Below are 22,230 nucleotides of genomic sequence, written 5' to 3' on the forward strand. Positions count from 1 at the left end.
ATTTGCAAAGCGTAGATGTGGCGATTGTCGGCGGCGGCATGGTGGGGCTGGCGGTGGCCTGCGGACTTCAGGGCAGCGGCCTGCGCGTTGCGGTCATTGAAAGTCATCTTCCCCAGCCGCTGGGGCCTGACGCTGCCCCGGAACTGCGCGTTTCGGCTATCAATGCGGCGAGCGAAAAGCTGCTGACGCATTTGGGCGCGTGGCCAAAAATCAGCGAGCGAGCCAGCAGCTATCACGGGATGGAAGTCTGGGAGCGAGACAGCTTCGGGCAAATCGCCTTTGATGATAAGAGCTTCGGTTTTAGCCACCTGGGGCACATCATCGAAAACTCGGTGATCCACCAGGCGCTGTGGCAACGTGCGGAGCAATGCAGCGAAATCAGCCTGATGGCACCCGTGGACATTCACCAGGTCGCCTGGGGTGAAAACGACGCCTTCCTGACCCTGAAAGACGGCACAATGCTAACTGCAAGGCTGGTGGTGGGCGCAGATGGCGCCAACTCCTGGCTGCGGGACAAAGCCGATATCCCGCTGACGTTCTGGGACTATAACCATCATGCGCTGGTAGCGACGATTCGCACCGCCGAGCCGCATCAGGCCGTCGCACGTCAGGTGTTCCACGGCGAAGGCATTCTGGCATTTCTGCCGCTTTCTGACCCACATCTTTGCTCTATTGTCTGGTCGCTGCCGCCGGAAGAAGCGGCTCGTATGCAGCAGGCCGACGATGAAGCGTTTAACCAGGCGCTTTCCGTTGCGTTTAACATGCGTCTCGGCCTGTGTTCTGTTGAAAGCGAGCGCCGCACCTTCCCGTTGACGGGCCGCTACGCCCGCAGCTTTGCCGGCCATCGTCTGGCGCTGGTGGGCGATGCCGCCCATACCATTCACCCACTGGCCGGGCAGGGCGTCAACCTCGGTTTTATGGATGCCGCGGAATTGATTGCGGAAATTCGCCGCCTGCATCGCGAAGGCAAAGATTTTGGGCAGCATCTCTACCTGCGTCGCTATGAGCGCAGCCGCAAGCACAGCGCGGCGGTGATGCTGGCCAGTATGCAAGGCTTCCGCGATTTGTTCGCCGGCAGCAATCCGGCGAAAAAACTCCTCAGAGATATTGGCCTGAAGCTTGCCGATACGCTGCCGGGAGTTAAACCTCAGTTGGTTCGCCAGGCGATGGGGTTGCAAGATCTGCCATCCTGGCTCCAATAAATACTCGTCATACTTCGATCTACACGGGGGTGAGCAGTACTCACCCACCTGATGGAATCTATAGTGATAACCCCGTCACATTTCCCTTCCCGATGACCGGGAAGGGTATCTGCTCCCTCGTTTGAAATATTCTAATCTCAGGACAAATCTCGGATTACATTTTCTAATCTTACAAATTATGCGATGTAGTCAATTTGTTTCTGAAATGGTCGTAAATGTTAGCCAGTGCTAAATTCGACACTAAATACCTGCTGTTAATGTGGAGTGAATCGCATTTTTACAGTCAATTACTCTGCACACTTCCTCTCCCATTTTGGTCATAAGCTAATGCAATGACCGTTTTTCGCTTATGGTTTACGCCCCCGTTCGGTGGTAAGTTCAGGTCAAAGGTAACGTTTGCGTCGCTATCGGGGAACGGTGGCGATGCCGGGTTTCGTCTGACGGTTGGCAAAGCCAAATCCGCCTTGCCACCAGATGGTTAAAGAGGAAAAGATGACTCAACAGACCCCCTTATTTGAACAGCACACGCTCTGCGGTGCCCGCATGGTTGATTTCCACGGCTGGATGATGCCGCTGCACTACGGCTCGCAAATTGATGAGCACCACGCCGTACGCACCGACGCCGGTATGTTCGACGTGTCGCACATGACCATCGTCGATCTGCACGGCAGCCGTACCCGCGAGTTTCTGCGTTACTTAGTCGCCAACGACGTCGCCAAACTCACCCAGCCGGGCAAAGCGCTTTACACTGCCATGCTCAATGCTTCCGGCGGCGTGATTGACGACCTGATTATCTATTTCCTCACCGAAGACTATTTCCGCCTCGTTGTTAACTCCGCTACTCGTGAAAAAGACCTTGCCTGGATCAACCAGCACGCTGAACCGTTTGGCGTGTCTGTCACCGTGCGTGACGACCTGGCGCTGATTGCCGTTCAGGGGCCGAATGCGAAAGCCAAAGCCGCCACGCTGTTTAGCGAAGCGCAGCGTAAAGCCGTTGAAGGCATGAAACCGTTCTTTGGCGTGCAGTCCGGTGATTTGTTTATTGCCACCACCGGCTACACCGGCGAAGCGGGCTATGAAATTGCGATGCCGAACGACAAGGCCGCGGGATTCTGGGCGCAGCTGGTTGAGGCGGGCGTTAAGCCTTGCGGCCTGGGCGCTCGCGACACGCTGCGTCTTGAAGCTGGCATGAACCTTTACGGCCAGGACATGGACGAAGGCGTTTCTCCACTAGCCGCGAACATGGGCTGGACCATCGCGTGGCAGCCTGAAGATCGTGATTTTATCGGCCGTGAAGCGCTGGAAGCACAGCGCGCGAACGGTACCGAAGAGCTGGTTGGCTTGATCATGACCGAAAAAGGCGTATTACGTAATGAGCTGCCGGTACGGTTTACCGACGCGCAGGGCAATACGCACGAAGGGGCAATCACCAGCGGCACCTTCTCGCCAACGCTCGGCTACAGCATTGCGCTGGCTCGCGTCCCGGCGGGCATCGGTGAAACGGCGATCGTGCAGATCCGCAACCGCGAAATGCCGGTCAAAGTCACCAAACCTATTTTTGTTCGCGCCGGTAAGCCGGTCGCGCTTTAAATTTTGAAATCAGGTATCAGGAGAAAACAATGAGCAATGTGCCGAACGAACTGAAATACAGCAAAGAGCACGAATGGCTGCGTAAAGAAGCTGATGGCAGCTACACCGTAGGCATCACCGAACACGCACAGGAACTGCTGGGCGACATGGTATTTGTTGACCTGCCTGAAGTGGGCGCCACCGTTTCTGCCGGTGATGATTGTGCCGTTGCTGAATCCGTGAAAGCCGCTTCTGACATCTACGCCCCAATCAGCGGTGAAATCGTTGCGGTCAACGACGCGCTGAGCGACAGCCCGGAGCTGGTCAACAGCGAACCTTACGGCGAAGGCTGGATCTTCAAAATTAAAGCCAGCGACGAAGCACAGGTTGCCGCGCTGCTGGATGCTTCTGCCTATGAAGCACTGTTAGAAGACGAGTAATTTTTAAACCCCTCTCCCTGGTGGGGAGGGGAAACCATTTCAGGAATCACCGCTCATGACCCAGTCTTTACGTCAGTTAGAGAATCACGAAGCGTTTATCGATCGTCACATTGGCCCGGATGCGCAGCAGCAGCAAGAGATGCTGGAGACCGTCGGCGCGAAGACGCTCCCCGACCTGATTGCCAGCATTGTTCCGCAGGATATTCAGCTTGCTGAGCCGCCTCAGATTGGCGCCGCGGCGACCGAGTTTGCGGCCCTGGCAGAGTTAAAAGGCATTGCCAGCCGCAATAAACGCTTCAAAACTTACATTGGCATGGGTTACACCGCGGTACAAACGCCGCCGGTGATTCTGCGTAACATGCTGGAAAATCCAGGCTGGTACACCGCCTACACGCCTTACCAGCCTGAAGTTTCCCAAGGGCGTCTTGAAGCACTGCTGAACTTCCAGCAGGTCACGCTTGACCTGACCGGCATGGATATCGCTTCCGCTTCTCTGCTTGATGAAGCTACCGCGGCAGCCGAAGCTATGGCGATGGCTAAGCGCGTCAGCAAGCTGAAAAACGCTAACCGTTTCTTCGTGGCCTCTGACGCTCATCCACAAACGCTGGACGTGGTGCGTACCCGCGCGGAAACCTTCGGTTTTGACGTCATTGTCGATGATGCGGCGAAAGTGCTGGACCATCAGGATGTGTTCGGCGTGCTGCTTCAGCAGGTGGGCACCACCGGCGAAGTGCATGATTACACGGCTCTGATTGCCGAGCTGAAACAGCGCAAAGTTGTGGTCAGCGTAGCCGCAGATTTCATGACGCTGGTGATGCTGACCGCGCCGGGCAAACAGGGCGCGGACATTGTCTTCGGCTCTGCCCAGCGCTTCGGTGTCCCAATGGGCTACGGCGGACCGCACGCGGCGTTCTTCGGCGCTCGCGATGAATTTAAACGTTCCATGCCAGGCCGTATTATCGGCGTTTCCCGCGATGCCGCTGGCCGCACCGCGCTGCGCATGGCGATGCAAACCCGCGAGCAGCACATCCGCCGCGAGAAGGCGAACTCCAACATCTGTACTTCCCAGGTGCTGTTGGCGAACATTGCCAGCCTGTATGCGGTCTTCCACGGCCCGGCTGGCCTGAAACGCATTGCAGGCCGCATCCACCGCCTGACCGACATTCTGGCCGCCGGCCTGCAGCAGAAAGGGCTGGTTCTGCGCCACAAACACTGGTTCGACACCCTTTGTGTTGAAGTGGCTGATAAAGCCGCCGTGCTGGCGCGTGCCGAAGCGCGTGAAATTAACCTGCGTAGCGACATCCTGAACGCGGTAGGCATCACTCTTGATGAAGCCACCACCCGTGAAGATGTTGTTGCTCTGTTCGACGTGCTGCTGGGCGATGCTCACGGCCTGGATATCGACAAGCTGGATCGTGACGTTGCCAACGACAGCCAGTCCATTCCGGCTCCGATGCTGCGCGATGACGAGATCCTGACCCACCCGGTCTTTAATCGCTACCACAGCGAAACCGAGATGATGCGCTACATGCACTCTCTGGAGCGTAAAGATCTGGCGCTCAACCAGGCGATGATCCCGCTCGGCTCCTGCACCATGAAGCTGAACGCCGCGGCCGAAATGATCCCGATCACCTGGCCGGAATTTGCCGAGCTGCACCCGTTCTGCCCGGCAAACCAGGCCGAAGGCTACCACCAGATGATCGCCCAGCTGTCCGACTGGCTGGTGAAACTGACCGGCTACGATGCGCTGTGCATGCAGCCGAACTCCGGCGCCCAGGGCGAATACGCTGGCCTGCTGGCTATCCGCCGCTACCACGAAAGCCGCAACGAAGGCAGCCGCAACATCTGCCTGATCCCAAGCTCTGCGCACGGTACCAACCCGGCTTCGGCGCAAATGGCGGGTATGGAAGTGATCGTCGTGGCTTGTGATAAACAAGGCAACATCGATCTGCAGGATCTGCGTGTTAAAGCCGAACAGGCGGGCGAAGCGCTCTCCTGCATCATGGTGACTTACCCGTCCACTCATGGCGTGTACGAAGAAACGATCCGCGAAGTGTGCCAGATCGTGCATCAGTTTGGGGGCCAGGTTTACCTGGACGGCGCCAATATGAACGCCCAGGTGGGGATCACCACGCCGGGGTATATCGGCGCAGACGTTTCGCACCTCAACCTGCACAAAACCTTCTGCATTCCGCACGGCGGCGGCGGCCCGGGCATGGGCCCAATCGGCGTGAAAGCGCATCTGGCTCCGTTTGTACCTGGCCACAGCGTGGTGCAGATTGAAGAGATGCTGACCCAGCAAGGCGCGGTTTCCGCCGCCCCGTTTGGCAGCGCCTCTATTCTGCCAATCAGCTGGATGTACATCCGCATGATGGGCGCGGACGGCCTGAAGAAAGCCAGCTCCGTAGCGATTCTGAACGCCAACTACATCGCGACCCGCCTGAAATCCGCGTATCCGGTGCTCTACACCGGTGCGAATGGCCGTGTGGCTCACGAATGTATTCTGGATATTCGTCCGCTGAAAGAAGAAACCGGCATCAGCGAGCTGGATATCGCCAAGCGCCTGATCGACTTCGGCTTCCACGCGCCAACCATGTCGTTCCCGGTAGCGGGCACGCTGATGGTTGAGCCAACCGAATCCGAAAGCAAAGTGGAGCTGGACCGCTTTATTAATGCGATGCTGTCCATCCGCAGCGAAATCGACCGCGTCGTTGCAGGCGAATGGCCGCTGGAAGACAACCCGCTGGTGAACGCGCCGCACACTCAGGATGAAATTGTTGCCGAGTGGGCGCACCCGTACACCCGCGAACTGGCGGTCTTCCCGGCAGGTCACGGCAATAAATACTGGCCAACCGTGAAACGCCTTGACGACGTTTACGGCGACCGCAATCTGTTCTGCTCCTGCGTGCCGATGAGCGAGTACGAATAGTTTTTACAGATTGAATCAAGGGCACTTCGGTGCCCTAAAGACTGCTGACAATCCTCTGGTGATAGTAGAAATGCTAGACGATTCGTCAAAAAAATAAGGAAAATCAATTTATTGATTTTCGGCTGATAATCACAAAGAGGAAAAAACCACGCTTTTTTCCTCTTTGTCATCAACCTTAAGGGCACTTCGGTGCCCTTTCTTGTTTCTGGAGAGTCACATGAAGATAGCTTTGGTTACCGGCGGCAGCCGGGGAATGGGTAAAGCAACCTCGCTTTTGCTGGCTCAGCATGGTTATAAAGTGGTGGTGAACTACCTCCGCAATAAGCAGGCTGCGGATGAAGTGGTCAAGACGATCATTGCCCAGGGCGGAGAAGCGCTGGCGCTGCGGGCGGATATTGCCGATGAGCTGCAGGTGATGGCGATGTTCGCCGAAATCGATAACGCATTTGGGCCGCTGACCGCGCTGGTGAATAACGCCGGCATCTTGTTCCAGCAATCGACCATTGAAAACCTTACGGCGGAACGTATCAATCGCGTGCTGACGACAAACGTTACCGGATATTTTCTCTGCTGCCGGGAAGCGGTGAAGCGCATGGCATGGCATCACGGTGGGGAAGGTGGAGCCATTGTGAATGTCTCTTCTGCCGCGTCCCGCTTAGGCGCTGCTGGGGAATATGTTGATTATGCCGCGTCCAAAGGAGCCGTCGATACGTTGACCACCGGGCTAGCGGTAGAGGTTGCCGCGCAGGGGATCCGCGTGAACGGCGTGCGGCCCGGTTTTATTTATACCGAAATGCATGCTTCCGGTGGAGAAGCGGGGAGAGTTGATCGGGTGAAAACGGCATTGCCGATGCAGCGCGGCGGTCAGCCGGAAGAGATCGCGGAGGCCATTCTATGGCTGCTGAGCGAAAAGGCATCTTACGTGACCGGCACCTTTATTGATGCGGCAGGTGGGAAATGAGTTCGCTACGCCAGAAGAGGGTGAGACTGGCGTAGCGTCAGGCTTATTGCTTGCTCATGCTGTCTTTCGCCATACCGTCTTTGGCCATGCTGTCTTTGCCCATAGGGTCTTTGCTCATCCCGTCTTTCTTCATGCCATCTTTGGACATGCAATCTTTCTTCATGCCGTCTTTGTTCATGCCGTCTTTACAGGTGTGGGTCATTTTGCCCATGCCGTCTTTGGCCATGGAATCCTTGCTCATCGAGTCGGCAGCGTTAGCCCCGGCGATACCGAACAGCATGGTGGAGCACAGCAGGGCAGCGTAGATCTTTTTCATGATGTATTTCCTTGATTTTGCAGTGAGACAGAGAGTTAACTACCACCGAACCAGTTATAGCCCTGGTCTTCCCAGTAGCCGCCGGGGTAGCGATTGGTGACTTCAATGACCTGAATATGCTTCGGGTTCTTGTAGCCGAGTTTGGTAGGGATACGCAGTTTCATCGGGTAGCCATATTTGCGCGGCAGGACTTTGCCATCCCAGGTTAAAGCAATCAGCGTTTGTGGATGCAGCGCGGTGGCCATATCAATGCTGGTGTAGTAGTCATCCGCGCATTTAAAGCTGACGTATTTGGCTCGCAGGTCGGCGCCAATCCCTTTCAGGAACAGGGCAAAAGGGACGCCGCCCCATTTGCCGATGGCGCTCCAGCCTTCGACGCAGATATGGCGGGTCACCTGGCTGACCTGCGCCATCTGGTGCAGCTGTGCCAGCGTCCACGGGCGCTTGTCGGTAATTAGCCCGGCAAGCTCCAGGCGGTAGCTGTCGCCGTTGATGTCCGGCGCCTCGTCCTCGCCGTAAAAGGCGTTAAACGGGAAGTTAGCGTCGATCATGCTTTCCGGGTAAACCGGTGCCAGTTGGCTGCCGTTAAACAGCCAGGCCTGAATGCGGTCGTTAAAACGTGAAATCTTGCTGAGCGAACTTTCAACCGTGGCGTTATCGCTGATATCGCAGCCGGTGAGCATCGCGATGCCGCCGAGCGTTAAGCCCTGCTTTAAAAAACGACGGCGGCCTTCCTGCGTGAGCTGCTTATTAATCAGCTGCGTCGCTTCTTTAATGATTTCGTTTTTATCGCTCATGTTTCTTCCTCAGCGGCCACGGAGCATGGCGAGCAACGTGCGGGGCACCAGCGCCACCATCAGCAGATGAATCACCACGAAACCGACCAGCGCGGACATGGCATAAAAGTGGATAAACCTCGCTGTGTCATAGCCGCCAAGCAATTCTCGCAGCAGGGCAAACTGCACGGATTTCCACACGACGAGGCCGGAAATAACCAGTAGCAGGCTATCGGCGATAACAAACAGATAGGCCGCCTTTTGCACCATGTTGTAATGGCTCAGGTCAGCGTGGGCTAATTTCCCCCGCAGCGCCGCAAAGGCGTCCTGGAAGAATTCGCGAGGCGATAAGGGCCAGTATTTCTGCTTAAAGCGGCCGCTGAAGAGATTGCACAGCAGATAAATCACGCCGTTGACCGCAAACAGCCACATCCCGGCGAAGTGCCACTGCAGCGCGCCACCCAGCCAGCCGCCGAGTGTCAGTTCGTTGGCAAACTGGAAATGAAACAGCGGAGAGGCGTTATAAATGCGCCAGCCGCTGGTGACCATAATCAGGATCGCCAGCGCATTCAGCCAGTGGCAGAGCCTCAGCCACAGTGGGTGAATGAGCGTTGGGGCGGTATGCAGCGTTGAGCTTTCCATCGTCCGGCTTCCTCGTGATTCGATGCAGCGAGTATTGGCCAGATTTGTTCCCCATTGCCTCACGCAAAGTTAAATTAAATGTGACAACTTAACCGACGCGAGTTGTGTAAACTTTGGCTATGCCAGCGTGTGGGGACAGACAAAGTGAATCAGGCAAAAAAAATACTGATCGTAGAAGACGACGAAAATATCGCCGAGCTTCTGCAGCTGCATTTGCGGGAAGAAGGCTTTGAAATTGTGCATGCGGCCGACGGCAATCTCGGCCTGGAAAAGCTCAGGCAGGGCGGCTGGGATGCGCTGATTCTCGATCTGATGCTGCCCGGCGTCGATGGCCTGGAGATTTGCCGCTTTGCCAGAAGCATGACGCGGTACACGCCGATTATTATGATCAGCGCCCGCTCCAGCGAAACGCACCGCGTGCTGGGGCTTGAGCTGGGCGCGGACGACTATCTGGCAAAACCTTTTTCAATGCTCGAACTGGTCGCCCGCGTGAAGGCGCTGTTCCGCCGTCAGGAGGCGATGAGCCAAAACCTTAAGATAGACGCCGGCACGCTGACTTTTGGCCCGCTTACGATTGATCCGCTGGCCAGAGATGTTCGGCTGAATCAGATGCCGATAGATCTCACCCCGCGTGAGTTTGATTTGCTGTACTTTTTCGCCCGCAACCCGGACAAAGTGTTTTCGCGGCTGCACCTGCTAAACCAGGTTTGGGGCTACCAGCACGAAGGCTATGAGCACACCGTAAACACCCACATCAACCGGCTGCGCATCAAGATTGAAGATAACCCGGCGGAGCCGAATTTTATACGCACCGTGTGGGGTAAAGGCTATAAGTTTACCGCCCTGATACGTGAGTAACCCTATGCGAATTCTTACGCTTTCCCGACGCCTGACGCTGGTTTTTGCCGTGTTGCTGCTGACCGCCTGCGCCTTTTTGGGCTGGCTGCAGGTGCGTACCAGCACGCAATACAGCCAGGCCGTGATTCAGCAACTCTCCGGTGACCTGGCGCAGCACATCAACCAGAGCTACCCGCTGCTCGGGCAGGATGGGCTGAACAAAGACTCGGTCCGCACGCTGTTCGACCATCTGATGGCCGTTAACCCCAGCGTGGAAGTTTATCTGCTGGATAAACAAGGCAATATCATTGGTGATGCAGCCCCGGATGGGCATATTAAGCGCCATCAGGTCGATCTCGCTCCGCTACGGGCCGCGCTGAACGGCGGCAAATTCCCGCTTTATGGAGACGACCCGCGCAGCCTGGACGGGCAGAAAGTGTTTAGCGTGGCGCCGATGATGCGAGACGGCAAGCTGGAGGGCTATTTGTATGTGGTGCTGCTGGGGGAAACCTACAATCAGCTTGCCAACAGCGCTCAGTTTGATGCCGTTTTAAAGCTAAGCTTGTTTCTGCTCAGCCTGGTCTGCGTGCTGGCGTTGGTGGTGGGCGGCCTGGCGTTTCGCTGGATCACACGCCCGTTACGCGAACTTTCGCAGCACGTTAAGGCGCTGGAATCAGGAGGGATGGCCGAAATGCAGGCCATGGCGGCTCTGCCGCAAAATCCAGGAGGAGGTGGGGATGAGCTGGCCCAACTGCGTCACGGGGTGATTGCTATGGCCGGGCGAATCTCCGAGCAGTGGCATAGCCTGACTCAGCAAGATCAGCTGCGGCGCGAGTTTATCGCCAATATCTCCCATGACCTGAGAACGCCGCTAACGTCGCTGCATGGTTACCTGGAAAGCCTCTCGGTCATGTCGGCTACGCTGAGCGAGGCGGAGAAAAAGCGCTATCTGGATATTGCGCTGGCCCAGAGTCAGAAGGTTGGGGCGCTGGCGCAGTCGCTGTTCGAACTGGCCAGGCTGGAATACGGGGTGGTGAAGCCACACAAAGAGAGCTTCTCCCTGAGCGAATTGCTGCAGGATGTGTTCCAGAAATTTGAGCTTCCGGCGCAAACTCGCCAACTTGAACTTTTAGCTGACATCCAGCCAGGACTGCCGCTGATTGAAGCCGATGTCAGCATGATCGAGCGCGTGTTGACTAATCTGTTGGACAACGCCATTCGCCATACGCCGGACAAAGGCATGATTTCAGTCCGGCTGTGGAAAGAGGTGGATAAAGTCATGGTGCAGGTCAGCGACAGCGGGCCAGGTATTCCGCAGGAGCTAAAAGAGGGGCTGTTTGTGCGGCCTTCGATTGTGAATCAATCCCGGCTCAGGGTTGGCGGGCTTGGACTGATGATTGTGCGCCAGATGCTGCAACTGCACGGCAGCGACATTTCGCTGGTGGACCAGCCAAAGCGCGGGGCCTGCTTCCGGTTTGGGTTGCCCGTTTAAATAAAAAAGGCGCCATGAGGGCGCCTTTTGCTTATCAACGCTAAACCACCTCCTATGGAGGTGGTGATCGTTTAGATATTCTCGCCATTGCTGGCGATCACTTCTTTGTACCAGTTGAAGCTCTTCTTGCGGGAGCGCGACATATCTCCAGTGCCGTCGTCGTGTTTGTTGACGTAGATAAAGCCGTAGCGCTTGCTGTACTGGCCGGTGGTAAACGACACACAGTCGATGCAGCCCCATGGCGTATAGCCCATCAGATCCACACCGTCGTAGGTCACAGCTTTTTTCAATTCTTCAACGTGAGCGCGCAGGTAATCAATGCGGTAGTCATCGTTGATGGTGCCGTCCGCCTCTACTTTGTCGTAAGCGCCAAAGCCGTTTTCTACGATGAACAGCGGTTTCTGGTAGCGTTCATACAGTTCACACAGCGCGTAGCGCAGGCCAACCGGGTCAATCTGCCAGCCCCAGTCGGAGGCTTTGACGTGCGGGTTCGGCACGCTGCCCTGGAAGCCGGAAAGCGCATCGCCGCTGCCGCCTTCGGCCTGAACGGCGTTCGTCATGTAGTAGCTGAACCCGAGATAATCACAGACGCCTTCGCGCAGGATCTGCTCGTCACCGGCTTCCATTTTAATGTTGAACTCGCGGCGTTCCCATTCGTTCAGTACATAAGACGGGTAATAGCCACGCAGCTGCACGTCGGTAAACACATAGCGTTCACGCATTGATTCTTGCGCAAACATTTGGTCTTCAGGCTTACAGGAGAAGGCGTACAGAGGCACCATGGCGAGCATGCAGCCGATTTTCATCTCAGGGTTGATGCGGTGGCCGATCTTCACCGCCATTGCGCTCGCCACAAACTGGTGGTGCAGCACCTGGTACATCACCTCTTCCGGGTTGTCATGCTCAGTGTAAACCACACCGGAGCAGCAGTAGCCGAACAGCGGCGCGCGCCAGTTACGCTGGTTATTGATTTCGTTAAAGGTCATCCAGTACTTCACTTTGCTCTTGTAACGCTCGAACACGACTTCGGCGAAACGAACAAAGAAATCGACCACTTTGCGGTTGGTCCAGCCGCCGTATTCGGTCACCAGGTGGTGCGGCATTTCGAAGTGGGAGAGGGTGATGACCGGCTCGATATTGTATTTCAGTAGCTCATCGAACATATCGTCGTAGAACTTCAGGCCAGCTTCGTTAGGCTGCTGCTCGTCGCCGTTGGGGAAAATGCGGGTCCAGGCAATGGAGGTACGGAAGCACTTGAAGCCCATCTCGGCGAACAGCTTGATGTCTTCTTTATAGCGACCATGAAAGTCAATTGCTTCATGGTTCGGGTAGTATTTACCAGGCACAACCTGCTGAGTAATCTCGCGTGGGACGCCATGGGCACCGCCCGTCAGTACGTCACAAATGCTTGGGCCTTTACCGTCTTTGTTCCAGCCGCCTTCCACCTGGTGAGCGGCAACCGCGCCGCCCCATAAAAAGTCCTTCGGTAACTTAAGTTGTTTCATATTCTTTCATCTCATTGTTAGCGCATAAAATAATGTGCGTAGGTTCACATCGTCGCGCTGAAAGTATTTTTTTCTGCTTTGGAGTCTAACAAATGAAATGGGATTGTCACGATATAACAAATAGCGTGAATTGTGATTTGTCACAAACAAAAAACAGGGTGTTTTTTTATAGCATTCTTTTTTCCAGGCGGCGGCCAATGGTTTCAAGAATATAAATAACGGGGATTTGTGTAGTGATGTCATACACTCCGGCAATACGTACCGGTGGAATATGCCAGGAAATATTAAAGTCGGCTAACTTAGCCAGCGATGAGTTTTCATGGCTGGTGACAGACATCACTTTACAGTGGTGAAGGCTGAACTGGCTGGCAAAGCGCAGGATCTCCTCCGTCTCACCTGAAACGGAAAGCACAATAGCCAGCGCGTTTCGTGCCATATCATTGGTGACCGGAAAATAAGGATCATCAATATGGTTGCTAAATTTACCAACGTTTGAGAAAAAACGTGCACCATATTTAGCTAAAGCACCGGATGTTCCCGCGCCAACAAAAATAATACGCTCGGAGGAGCAAATAATATCAACGGCGTGGTCGATTAAATTATCGAATTCTTCATTATTGGTACTTTTAAAAAAACTGATAATTTCGCTACTGCCGAAATTAGCGGGCTGAATTTCCGTTTGCTCCAGATATAATTTAAAACGAACGCGAAACTCGGAATACCCTTCACAGTTGAGTTTGCGGCAAAAACGCAACACGGTCGTGGTGGAGACTCCTGCGGCATCCGCCAGCTCTCGAATGGTCATGTACATGACTTTGTCTTTGTTTTTAATGACAAAGTTGTACACCATCATTTCGAGGCCGTTCAGGGTGGCGATTGCCGCATGGGTAAACATACTTTTTCTTCCTGCTGGTACGGTGCTTACGGATGGCTGGAACTAACGCAGCCAGCCTTTCTCGTGCGCCCGATATAATTGACGCTCGACATGTTGCCACAATTCCGGCCAGCTTTCTCCCACCTGCGCATTGCGAGTTAATACCTGCTGCAGGGAAATATTATTCTCTCGCCAGCTCTGCCCTTCGTTATGCAGGTTAAGCAGAATAGGTAAAATGCGATCCAGCGCCCCGGCAAAGCGGGCGTCGGGCGTGGTGCCTGCCTCATATTCTTGCCACAAAGCCAGAAATTGTGGCCCCTGCGGCGCAGGCAACAAACCAAACAGACGCCGTGCCGCCGCCGCTTCTTTTTCGGCGATGGCTTCACGGGCCGCAATGTCATAAACCAGCACATCGCCAACATCGATTTCTACGATGTCGTGCAGCAGCGCCATTTGGATCACGCGCTGAATATTCACCTCTTTTTCGGCCCAGGGGGCGAGGCTCATTGCCGCCATAGCGAAGTGCCAGCTGTGCTCGGCAGAGTTTTCATGTCTTTCATGACCGATGATTTTGGTGTGACGCTGAACCAGCTTCAGCTTATCAATCTCCATCAGGAAATGGATAACCGCACTCATTTCACCAAATGCCTGTTGCATCGTATTTTCCCTGTTTTTTGGCTGTCGTTTGATTGTAAAAGAAATCCTCCAGGCTGACGAAGGGAGTCGTCACAGACGCTCACATATTTATTTTAGCTTACATGTGTTCACTGGAATCATTCTCAGTTAGGCTAGGAACGCCGCGTTATTCTTCTTTATCTCGGGAGGAGCCAGATGGCTCGTAAACCACTTGTCGCGCATGGATATTCTCTGGCAGAGGAAGTAGCCAATAGCATTAGCCACGGCATTGGGTTGGTGTTCGGTATTGTTGGCCTGGTGTTGTTGCTGGTGCAGGCGGTCGATGCCAATGCCAGCGCAACGGCAATTACCAGCTACAGTCTTTACGGCGGCAGCATGATCCTGCTGTTTCTCGCCTCAACGCTTTACCACGCTATTCCACATGAGCGGGCCAAGCGGTGGCTTAAAAAATTCGACCACTGCGCCATTTACCTGCTGATCGCCGGCACGTATACCCCGTTTTTGCTGGTAGGGCTCAACTCGCCGCTGTCGAAGGGGCTGATGATTGTTATCTGGAGCCTGGCGCTGGCGGGGATCCTGTTTAAGCTCACCATTGCACACCGGTTTAAGGTGTTGTCGCTGGTGACCTATCTGCTGATGGGCTGGCTGTCGCTGGTCGTCATCTACCAAATGGTGGTCAAACTGGCACCGGGCAGCGTTACGCTGCTGGCGATTGGCGGTATTGTTTACTCGCTGGGGGTGATTTTCTACGTCTGCAAACGTATTCCGTACAATCATGCCATTTGGCATGGGTTTGTGCTGGGCGGCAGCGTCTGCCATTTCCTCGCGATTTATCTCTATATTCGTTAAAGCCTCTAACTCGCCAAAATCAAATTATGGAGCCCCGGTTTCGGGGCTCAGTGTTCGATTAATTTTCTTCCAGAGAATAGGGCAGTGGCGCCAGTGAGAGCTTGCCGTTTGCATCATCACGCACGCGCAAGACGCTGTTCGGTTCAAGATCGTTGTTCATCACCGCCTGCACAACAAGACGGCCATCTTCCAATCGTGAAGCGGCCAGCACGGTGCCGGTACGACGCCAGTTTTCACCCATCTGCAACTCAAGATCTTCGCCTGCTTCAGGCACGCGGCTTGCGCTCCCGGCCAGCAGCCAGAGTGCGCGTTTATTTGCCCCGCGGAACTTGGCTCGGGCAACCATTTCCTGGCCGGTGTAGCAGCCTTTTTTAAAGCTGATACCGCCCAGCGCCTGAAGGTTTGTTGCCTGTGGAATAAACTGAGCGCTGTTTACACTATCAATGACCGGCAATCCACCCTCGATATCCAGCGTCAGCCACTGCTGGCTATCATTACGCTGTGCTTCTTCACTGAGTTTTTCGGTTAACGTCTGAGCCGTTTCTTCGTCAGTGACAATCAGGAAGCGCTCCGCCGGCAGATTTAGCCACAACAGAGTTGTTGCGCCGTGCTGGACAACCTGAGTCTCTTCATCCGGCAGCGTAGTGAAAACGGCTGCAAGCGCAGAACGCGCCTGGAAACCCGCCAACCCTAACAGGACGCTGGCGTCATCCGCATTGAAAGTGACTTTGGAGAAAACGGAATATTTCTTCAGCTCTGTAAGCTGGGCGTCACGCAGGTTGCGGCGCTCAATAAACGCAAAGCCTTCGCCCCGATGGAACAGACGCAGGTTACTCCACATCTTCCCTTTGGCATCGCAATGGGCGCAGAGCAGATGCTGGCCCGCGTCAAGTTTCGCGACGTCGGCAGTCACCTGGCCCTGAAGATATTTCTCAGTGTCTGCACCCACGGCAGTCACGAGAGCCCAGTCGTCGAGCGTCATTAGTGTCAGCGGTAGACGGGCGGCGGCACTGGGCTGGCGAGGAGGAAACGGATTAAAAGCCATAACAAAGATCCCGGGTTATCCAACGGTTTAATTTCTCAATGGTAAAAGAGCCAGAGGGCAATGCAAGCAGTTTGATAACGCCATTCGTGCGTTTGCGTGTTGCCTCGGGGAATCTTGTGCAATCGGTGCTGTTACACGGGTTTGTGTGGGGAAAGCGCGCACAATGGAACATTCAGGTAATCCCGGTGACGAAAACACGTTACACTAACTCCGTACCCAACTTGATGGCTAAGCAGGAAAGTGCACATGGATATCAATAATAAAGCCCGAATTCACTGGGCATGCCGCCGTGGAATGCGCGAGCTCGATATTTCGATTATGCCGTTCTTCGAACATGAATACGAAACGCTCAGCGACAGCGACAAACAGCTGTTTGTTCGCCTGCTGGAGTCTGACGATCCAGACCTGTTTAACTGGTTGATGAATCACGGTAAACCAGCAGATGCCGAGCTTCAGCGTATGGTTGCCCTGATTCAGACACGGAATAAAGAACGTGGTCCTGTGGCAATCTGATCTCCGGGTTTCCTGGCGCGCGCAATGGATGTCGTTGCTTCTCCACGGCCTGGTGGCGCTATTCGTGCTGCTAATGCCGTGGCCGATGAGCTACACGCTGGTCTGGATGCTGCTGCTTTCCCTTGTGGTTTTCGACAGCGTACGCAGCCAGCGCCGCATTCACGCTCGCCAGGGCGAAATTAAACTGCTGACGGATTTTCGTCTGCGTTGGCAGGGGCGTGACTGGGATATCGTCGGAAATCCATGGATGATTGACAGCGGGGCGATGCTAAGACTGCGTCGTGCCGGAAAGCATCGTTGCCAGCATCTTTGGCTGGCGGCTGACAGCATGGACATCGGTGAATGGCGCGATCTACGCCGCCTGCTGATGCAACAGCAGGCGAGCGGAAGCGGGCCGATTTAAGCGAAGCGTTCGGCCATTTCGCCAAGAATTTGCTCGCACCAGGTTTCAATGCGTTCGTCGCTCAGGTCGTACTGGTTGGTTTCATCCAACGCCAGGCCAACAAACAGCTGCCCGTCGGCAATGACCGGTTTTGGGCTGGTAAATTCATAGCCTTCTGTTGGCCAGTAGCCGATGAACTGTGCCCCGCGCGGTGCCAGCTTGTCGTGCAGCATGCCTAACGCATCCAGGAACCACTCACCGTAGCCAAGCTGATCGCCCATGCCGTAAAGCGCCACGAGTTTGCCTTCCAGGTTCAGGCCATCCAGCTGCGGCCAGACGGTTTCCCAGTCTTCCTGCAGTTCGCCAAAATCCCAGGTCGGTATGCCCAGGATCAGAACGTCATACTGCTCCATCATGGCCGGGGCATCGTCTTTCAGGTTGTGAAGCGTCACCAGTTCAGGACCAATAATGTCGCGAATTTTTTCGGCGGCCATTTCGGTGTAGCAGGTGCTGGAGCCGTAAAAAAGACCAATGTTCATAACAATAACAACTCATTTTAATCGCGTGCAGATGGCCAAGTGTACCAGATCCCATTCGCCATCATGCATAATGGACACAATTCGCCAAATCAGGAGTGGAGCGTGGAGCAGGATAAGATCCGTATCGAACAGTTTCTGGATGCGCTGTGGCTGGAAAGAAATCTGGCCGAAAATACGCTCAGCTCTTATCGCCGCGATCTCACTATGGTGGCCGAGTGGCTGCAGCGTCAGCAACTCAGTTTTTTGACCGTTCAGGCTTCGGATCTCCAGTCGCTGCTTGCGGAGCGCGTCGAGGGCGGTTATAAAGCCACCAGTTCCGCGCGGTTGCTTAGCGCTATGCGGCGGTTATTTCAGTACCTGTATCGCGAAAAAATGCGGGAAGACGACCCCAGTGCGCTGCTTTCATCGCCCAAACTTCCCCAGCGTTTGCCGAAGGATTTAAGCGAGGCTCAGGTTGAACGGCTGTTGCAATCTCCGTGTGTCGATCAGCCTATTGAACTGCGCGATAAAGCCATGCTTGAAGTCTTGTACGCAACCGGGCTGCGCGTCTCGGAGCTGGTTGGGCTGACAATGAGCGATATCAGCCTGCGGCAGGGCGTGGTGCGAGTGATTGGTAAAGGCAACAAAGAGCGTCTCGTGCCGCTGGGCGAAGAGGCGGTGTACTGGATTGAAGAGTACCTGAAGTATGGCCGCCCGGAGTTGTTAAACGGGCAGTCTCTGGATGTGCTTTTCCCCAGCAATCGCGCACAGCAAATGACGCGGCAAACCTTCTGGCACCGCATTAAGCACTATGCCGTGCTGGCCGGTATCGACAGTGAAAAACTGTCTCCGCATGTGCTACGCCACGCTTTTGCCACGCACCTGCTGAACCATGGCGCGGATCTCCGTGTCGTACAGATGCTGCTGGGCCATAGTGATTTGTCCACCACACAAATTTATACACATGTAGCGACGGCGCGTTTACGCCAGCTGCATCAACAGCACCACCCTCGAGCGTGAGTGCTACAAGAGATAAAGGAATCCTCATGAAAAAAGGTTTTTGGCTGCTTTCGCTGCTGGCCGCTTCCGTTTCCGGTATTGCTCACGCGGATGACGCCGCTATTAAACAATCTTTGGCGAAGCTGGGCGTGCAGGGCGCAGAGATTCAGGCTGCACCGGTTGCCGGGATGAAAACTGTGTTGACCGATAGCGGCGTACTTTATGTCACCGAAGACGGCAAACATGTGATTCAGGGGCCGCTGTATGACGTGAGCGGCGCTCAGCCGGTGAACGTGACCAACCAACTGCTGATCGGCAAGCTGAACGCGCTGGAAAAAGAGATGATTATCTACAAAGCGCCGAAGGAGCAGCATGTGATTACGGTGTTCACCGACATCACCTGCGGCTACTGCCACAAGCTTCATGAAGAGATGAGCGACTACAACGCGCTGGGGATCACCGTGCGTTATCTGGCATTCCCTCGTCAGGGGCTGCAAAGCCAGGCCGAGAGCGACATGAAGTCTATCTGGTGCGCGAAAGACCGTAACAAAGCGTTCGATGCCGCAATGAAGGGCGGTGATGTGGCACCGGCAAGCTGTGACATTAACCTGGCTAACCACTACAACCTGGGCGTGCAGTTTGGCGTGCAGGGGACGCCAGCGATCGTGCTGAGCAACGGCAGCATGATCCCGGGTTATCAGGGGCCTAAAGAAATGAAACAAATGCTGGATGCCCACAAGCAGTTAATGAAAGCGGGTGGTTAATTTCGGGTGAAACAGCAAACGCAACTCCGCCGCCGGGTCGTTGACAGCTCGGTGGCGCTTCCGGCTACGCTGCCTCCTTTGTTACAGCGGCTGTATGCCAGCCGGGGCGTGCGTGGCGAACAAGAGCTGGAGCGCGGCGTAAAAGGAATGCTGCCGTGGCAGCAGCTCAGCGGCATCGATCGGGCCGTGGTCATGCTTTATAACGCCTTTCGCGAAGGCTTGCGCATCATCGTTGTCGGCGATTTTGATGCCGATGGGGCAACCAGTACCGCGCTAAGCGTTCTGGCCCTGCGCAGCATGGGGGCTGAGAATATTGGCTACCTGGTGCCTAATCGCTTTGAGGATGGTTACGGGCTTAGCCCGGAAGTGGTCGATCAGGCCCATGCCCGCGGTGCGCAGGTGATCGTGACCGTCGACAACGGCATCTCATCCCATGCGGGCGTTGAGCGCGCCCATGCACTGGGGATCCCGGTGCTGGTGACCGATCACCACCTGCCAGGGGAAACACTTCCCGCTGCTGAAGCTATCATTAACCCGAATCTCGCCGACTGCGCATTTCCATCTAAATCCCTGGCTGGTGTCGGCGTCGCGTTTTATCTGATGCTGGCGCTGCGCACGCATCTGCGTGATAACGGCTGGTTCGAACAGCGTGGGCTGGCCATTCCGAATCTTGCAGAACTGCTCGATTTAGTCGCGCTGGGCACCGTGGCGGACGTTGTGCCGCTGGATGCCAACAACCGCATTTTGACCTGGCAAGGGTTAAGCCGCATTCGCGCGGGGAAATGCCGTCCCGGCATTCGCGCGCTGCTTGAAGTGGCTAATCGTGAGCCGCAAAAGATCGCCGCCAGCGATCTGGGCTTTGCGCTGGGGCCGCGCCTGAACGCCGCAGGCCGACTGGATGATATGTCGGTTGGCGTGGCGATGCTGCTCAGCGAAAACATTGGTGAAGCGCGTATGCTGGCTAACGAGCTGGACGCGCTGAACCAAACGCGGAAAGAAATTGAACAAGGCATGCAGGTCGAAGCGCTGACCCTTTGCGAACAGCTGGAGCGCAGTAGCGAAGCCCTGCCTTACGGGCTGGCAATGTATCACCCGGAATGGCACCAGGGCGTGGTCGGCATTCTGGCCTCGCGCATCAAAGAGCGTTTCCACCGCCCGGTCATCGCGTTCGCGCCTGCGGGAGACGGCACGCTTAAAGGGTCCGGCCGTTCAGTTCAGGGGCTGCACATGCGTGATGCCTTAGAACGTCTGGATACGCTTTATCCGGGCATGATGCTGAAGTTCGGCGGTCATGCCATGGCCGCAGGCTTGTCGCTGGAAGAGGCTCGCTTTGAGGAGTTTCGCCAGCGTTTTGGCGACCTGGTCGGTGAGTGGCTGGACCCGGCGTTGTTACAGGGGGAAATCTGGTCCGACGGTCAGCTGTCCGCGCAGGAGATGACGCTCGAAGTGGCGGAGATGCTCAGAGACGCCGGGCCGTGGGGGCAAATGTTCCCGGAGCCGCTGTTTGACGGCAAGTTCCGTATTCTCCAGCAGCGCCTGGTGGGCGAGCGTCACCTGAAGGTGATGGTGGAGCCTGTCGGTGGCGGTCCGCTGCTGGACGGTATCGCCTTCAACGTGGATACCACCCGCTGGCCGGACAACGGCGTGCGCGAAGTTGAGCTGGCCTACAAGCTGGACGTGAACGAGTTCCGCGGCAACCGCAGCGTGCAGCTTTTAATCGATCATCTCTGGCCGATATAGCCCGCATTCTCGACGCTGCTGCAGCGTTAATTACTTGGCTATATGTCAGGGAGAATGCTACAAAATGCGGCGTAAATCCGGTAAACTTTCCGGTTTACGACCGCATTTCGTCTTCTGAAATCAACATAAGAAATTACGCATGTTTGAAATTAACCCGGTAAAAAGCCGCATCCAGGACCTCACAGAGCGCAGCGACGTTCTTAGGGGGTATCTTTGACTACGATGCCAAGAAAGAGCGCCTCGAAGAAGTAAACGCCGAGCTGGAACAGCCCGATGTCTGGAACGAACCTGAACGCGCACAGGCGTTGGGGAAAGAACGTTCTTCATTGGAAGCCATCGTCGACACGTTAGATCAGATGTCTCAGGGCCTGGAAGATGTCTCCGGCCTGCTGGAGCTTGCGGTAGAAGCCGACGATGAAGAGACCTTTAACGAGGCCGTTGCCGAGCTGGATGTGTTGGACGCCAAACTGGCGCAGCTTGAATTCCGCCGCATGTTCTCTGGCGAGTACGACAGCGCCGACTGCTACATCGATATTCAGGCAGGCTCAGGCGGTACGGAAGCGCAGGACTGGGCGAGCATGCTGGAGCGTATGTACTTGCGCTGGGCAGAAGCTCGCGGTTTCAAAACCGAAATTATTGAAGAGTCCGAAGGCGACGTGGCGGGCATCAAGTCCGTGACCATTCGCATTCAGGGCGATTATGCCTTTGGCTGGCTGCGTACCGAAACCGGCGTTCATCGTCTGGTGCGTAAGAGTCCGTTTGACTCCGGTGGCCGCCGCCATACCTCGTTCAGCTCCGCGTTTGTTTACCCGGAAGTGGATGACAACATTGATATCGACATCAACCCGGCGGACCTGCGCATTGACGTTTATCGCGCATCCGGTGCGGGTGGTCAGCACGTTAACCGTACGGAATCTGCGGTACGTATTACCCATATTCCAACCGGCACCGTGACCCAGTGCCAGAATGACCGTTCTCAGCACAAGAACAAAGACCAGGCGATGAAGCAGATGAAGGCGAAGCTGTACGAGCTGGAAATGCAGAAAAAGAATGCTGAGAAGCAGGCGCTGGAAGACAACAAATCGGATATCGGCTGGGGCAGCCAGATTCGTTCTTACGTCCTCGACGACTCCCGCATTAAAGATCTGCGCACCGGGGTTGAAACCCGCAACACGCAGGCTGTGCTGGACGGCGATCTGGACAAATTTATCGAAGCAAGTTTGAAAGCAGGGTTATGAGGA

Annotated in this window: 22 protein-coding genes; 14 read left to right on the plus strand and 8 right to left on the minus strand. The window is 55.4% G+C overall.

Going from position 1 to position 22,230, the window contains the following annotated elements; all coding sequences use genetic code 11:
* Positions 1–2: 2 nt before the first annotated feature.
* The 5 genes from ubiI to F3J26_RS18360 all read left to right on the plus strand — a co-directional run bounded on the left by ubiI (position 3) and on the right by F3J26_RS18360 (position 7,101).
* Positions 3–1,202, plus strand: a complete 1,200-nt coding sequence (gene ubiI, locus F3J26_RS18340) for an FAD-dependent 2-octaprenylphenol hydroxylase (RefSeq protein ID WP_166995268.1) — start codon at positions 3–5, stop codon at positions 1,200–1,202.
* A gap of 492 nt (positions 1,203–1,694) precedes the next feature.
* Positions 1,695–2,792, plus strand: a complete 1,098-nt coding sequence (gene gcvT / locus F3J26_RS18345) for a glycine cleavage system aminomethyltransferase GcvT (protein ID WP_166995270.1) — start codon at positions 1,695–1,697, stop codon at positions 2,790–2,792.
* Between the two features lie 29 nt (positions 2,793–2,821).
* The gene (gcvH, locus tag F3J26_RS18350; RefSeq protein WP_008461608.1) at positions 2,822–3,211 is read left to right on the plus strand and encodes a glycine cleavage system protein GcvH; all 390 of its coding nucleotides are present in this window, start codon (positions 2,822–2,824) and stop codon (positions 3,209–3,211) included.
* Positions 3,212–3,266: 55 nt separating this feature from the next.
* Positions 3,267–6,140 carry an aminomethyl-transferring glycine dehydrogenase gene (gcvP, locus tag F3J26_RS18355; protein ID WP_166995272.1) on the plus strand — a complete coding sequence of 958 codons (2,874 nt, stop codon included), beginning with the start codon at positions 3,267–3,269 and terminating at the stop codon, positions 6,138–6,140.
* Positions 6,141–6,357: 217 nt separating this feature from the next.
* The gene (locus tag F3J26_RS18360) at positions 6,358–7,101 is read left to right on the plus strand and encodes an SDR family oxidoreductase (protein WP_166995274.1); all 744 of its coding nucleotides are present in this window, start codon (positions 6,358–6,360) and stop codon (positions 7,099–7,101) included.
* A 43-nt stretch (positions 7,102–7,144) separates the two neighbouring features.
* On the opposite strand, the gene F3J26_RS18365 is transcribed toward F3J26_RS18360, so the two are convergent.
* From F3J26_RS18365 to F3J26_RS18375, 3 genes are read right to left on the minus strand one after another with little or no spacing between them, the layout of a single operon-like run.
* Positions 7,145–7,417: a pentapeptide MXKDX repeat protein gene (locus tag F3J26_RS18365; RefSeq protein WP_008461611.1), complete on the minus strand. Its 273-nt coding sequence runs from the start codon at positions 7,415–7,417 to the stop codon at positions 7,145–7,147.
* Between the two features lie 35 nt (positions 7,418–7,452).
* Positions 7,453–8,214, minus strand: a complete 762-nt coding sequence (locus tag F3J26_RS18370) for a molybdopterin-dependent oxidoreductase (protein WP_166878185.1) — start codon at positions 8,212–8,214, stop codon at positions 7,453–7,455.
* A 9-nt stretch (positions 8,215–8,223) separates the two neighbouring features.
* Positions 8,224–8,835, minus strand: coding sequence for a cytochrome b/b6 domain-containing protein (locus F3J26_RS18375; RefSeq protein ID WP_008461613.1), 612 nt, complete (start codon positions 8,833–8,835; stop codon positions 8,224–8,226).
* 144 nt (positions 8,836–8,979) lie between these two features.
* On the opposite strand from F3J26_RS18375, the gene F3J26_RS18380 reads away from it, so the two are divergent.
* Both F3J26_RS18380 and F3J26_RS18385 read left to right on the plus strand, forming a co-directional pair.
* A complete protein-coding gene (locus F3J26_RS18380) occupies positions 8,980–9,693 on the plus strand; it encodes a winged helix-turn-helix domain-containing protein (protein WP_008461615.1) in 714 nt (237 codons plus the stop codon).
* Between the two features lie 4 nt (positions 9,694–9,697).
* Complete coding sequence (locus tag F3J26_RS18385) at positions 9,698–11,164, plus strand: sensor histidine kinase (RefSeq protein WP_166995276.1); 1,467 nt, start codon at positions 9,698–9,700, stop codon at positions 11,162–11,164.
* A gap of 71 nt (positions 11,165–11,235) precedes the next feature.
* Here the strand turns inward: F3J26_RS18385 and F3J26_RS18390 are convergent, their stop codons facing one another.
* The 3 genes from F3J26_RS18390 to F3J26_RS18400 form a co-directional block, all read right to left on the minus strand.
* Entirely contained in the window at positions 11,236–12,669 is a 1,434-nt protein-coding gene (locus tag F3J26_RS18390) for a 6-phospho-beta-glucosidase (RefSeq protein ID WP_166995278.1), read from the minus strand.
* Positions 12,670–12,835: 166 nt separating this feature from the next.
* Complete coding sequence (locus F3J26_RS18395; RefSeq protein WP_166995279.1) at positions 12,836–13,564, minus strand: MurR/RpiR family transcriptional regulator; 729 nt, start codon at positions 13,562–13,564, stop codon at positions 12,836–12,838.
* Positions 13,565–13,606: 42 nt separating this feature from the next.
* Positions 13,607–14,200, minus strand: a complete 594-nt coding sequence (locus tag F3J26_RS18400) for an HD domain-containing protein (protein WP_166995281.1) — start codon at positions 14,198–14,200, stop codon at positions 13,607–13,609.
* Positions 14,201–14,374: 174 nt separating this feature from the next.
* Between F3J26_RS18400 and trhA the strand changes: the two genes are divergently transcribed.
* Positions 14,375–15,028: a PAQR family membrane homeostasis protein TrhA gene (gene trhA, locus F3J26_RS18405; protein ID WP_008461624.1), complete on the plus strand. Its 654-nt coding sequence runs from the start codon at positions 14,375–14,377 to the stop codon at positions 15,026–15,028.
* Between the two features lie 58 nt (positions 15,029–15,086).
* On the opposite strand, the gene ygfZ is transcribed toward trhA, so the two are convergent.
* Positions 15,087–16,073 carry a tRNA-modifying protein YgfZ gene (gene ygfZ / locus F3J26_RS18410; RefSeq protein ID WP_166995283.1) on the minus strand — a complete coding sequence of 329 codons (987 nt, stop codon included), beginning with the start codon at positions 16,071–16,073 and terminating at the stop codon, positions 15,087–15,089.
* 246 nt (positions 16,074–16,319) lie between these two features.
* Between ygfZ and sdhE the strand changes: the two genes are divergently transcribed.
* Both sdhE and F3J26_RS18420 read left to right on the plus strand, forming a co-directional pair.
* Positions 16,320–16,586: an FAD assembly factor SdhE gene (sdhE, locus tag F3J26_RS18415; protein ID WP_008461626.1), complete on the plus strand. Its 267-nt coding sequence runs from the start codon at positions 16,320–16,322 to the stop codon at positions 16,584–16,586.
* Positions 16,567–16,989 (plus strand): protein YgfX, encoded by a 423-nt coding sequence (locus F3J26_RS18420; protein WP_166995285.1) that lies wholly within the window; start codon positions 16,567–16,569, stop codon positions 16,987–16,989. Before sdhE ends, F3J26_RS18420 begins: the two co-directional genes overlap by 20 nt.
* Here the strand turns inward: F3J26_RS18420 and fldB are convergent.
* A complete protein-coding gene (gene fldB / locus F3J26_RS18425; protein ID WP_166995287.1) occupies positions 16,986–17,507 on the minus strand; it encodes a flavodoxin FldB in 522 nt (173 codons plus the stop codon). The two genes, F3J26_RS18420 and fldB, sit on opposite strands and share 4 nt — an antisense overlap.
* Before the next feature lie 102 nt (positions 17,508–17,609).
* Here fldB and xerD point away from each other — a divergent pair, with 102 nt between their 5' ends.
* The 4 genes from xerD to prfB all read left to right on the plus strand — a co-directional run bounded on the left by xerD (position 17,610) and on the right by prfB (position 22,227).
* Entirely contained in the window at positions 17,610–18,506 is an 897-nt protein-coding gene (gene xerD / locus F3J26_RS18430; protein ID WP_008461629.1) for a site-specific tyrosine recombinase XerD, read from the plus strand.
* Between the two features lie 26 nt (positions 18,507–18,532).
* Entirely contained in the window at positions 18,533–19,249 is a 717-nt protein-coding gene (gene dsbC, locus F3J26_RS18435) for a bifunctional protein-disulfide isomerase/oxidoreductase DsbC (RefSeq protein WP_008461630.1), read from the plus strand.
* A gap of 6 nt (positions 19,250–19,255) precedes the next feature.
* A complete protein-coding gene (gene recJ / locus F3J26_RS18440; protein WP_166995289.1) occupies positions 19,256–20,989 on the plus strand; it encodes a single-stranded-DNA-specific exonuclease RecJ in 1,734 nt (577 codons plus the stop codon).
* Between the two features lie 139 nt (positions 20,990–21,128).
* A protein-coding gene (gene prfB, locus F3J26_RS18445) for a peptide chain release factor 2 (RefSeq protein WP_156107000.1) occupies positions 21,129–22,227 on the plus strand; the annotation gives its coding sequence in 2 pieces (ribosomal slippage) (positions 21,129–21,203 and positions 21,205–22,227; 1,098 coding nt in all).
* The last annotated feature ends 3 nt before the right edge of the window (positions 22,228–22,230 follow it).

Origin of the sequence: Enterobacter sp. Ap-867, assembly GCF_011752855.1 — a bacterium.
In the GTDB taxonomy this organism is placed as follows: domain Bacteria; phylum Pseudomonadota; class Gammaproteobacteria; order Enterobacterales; family Enterobacteriaceae; genus Cedecea.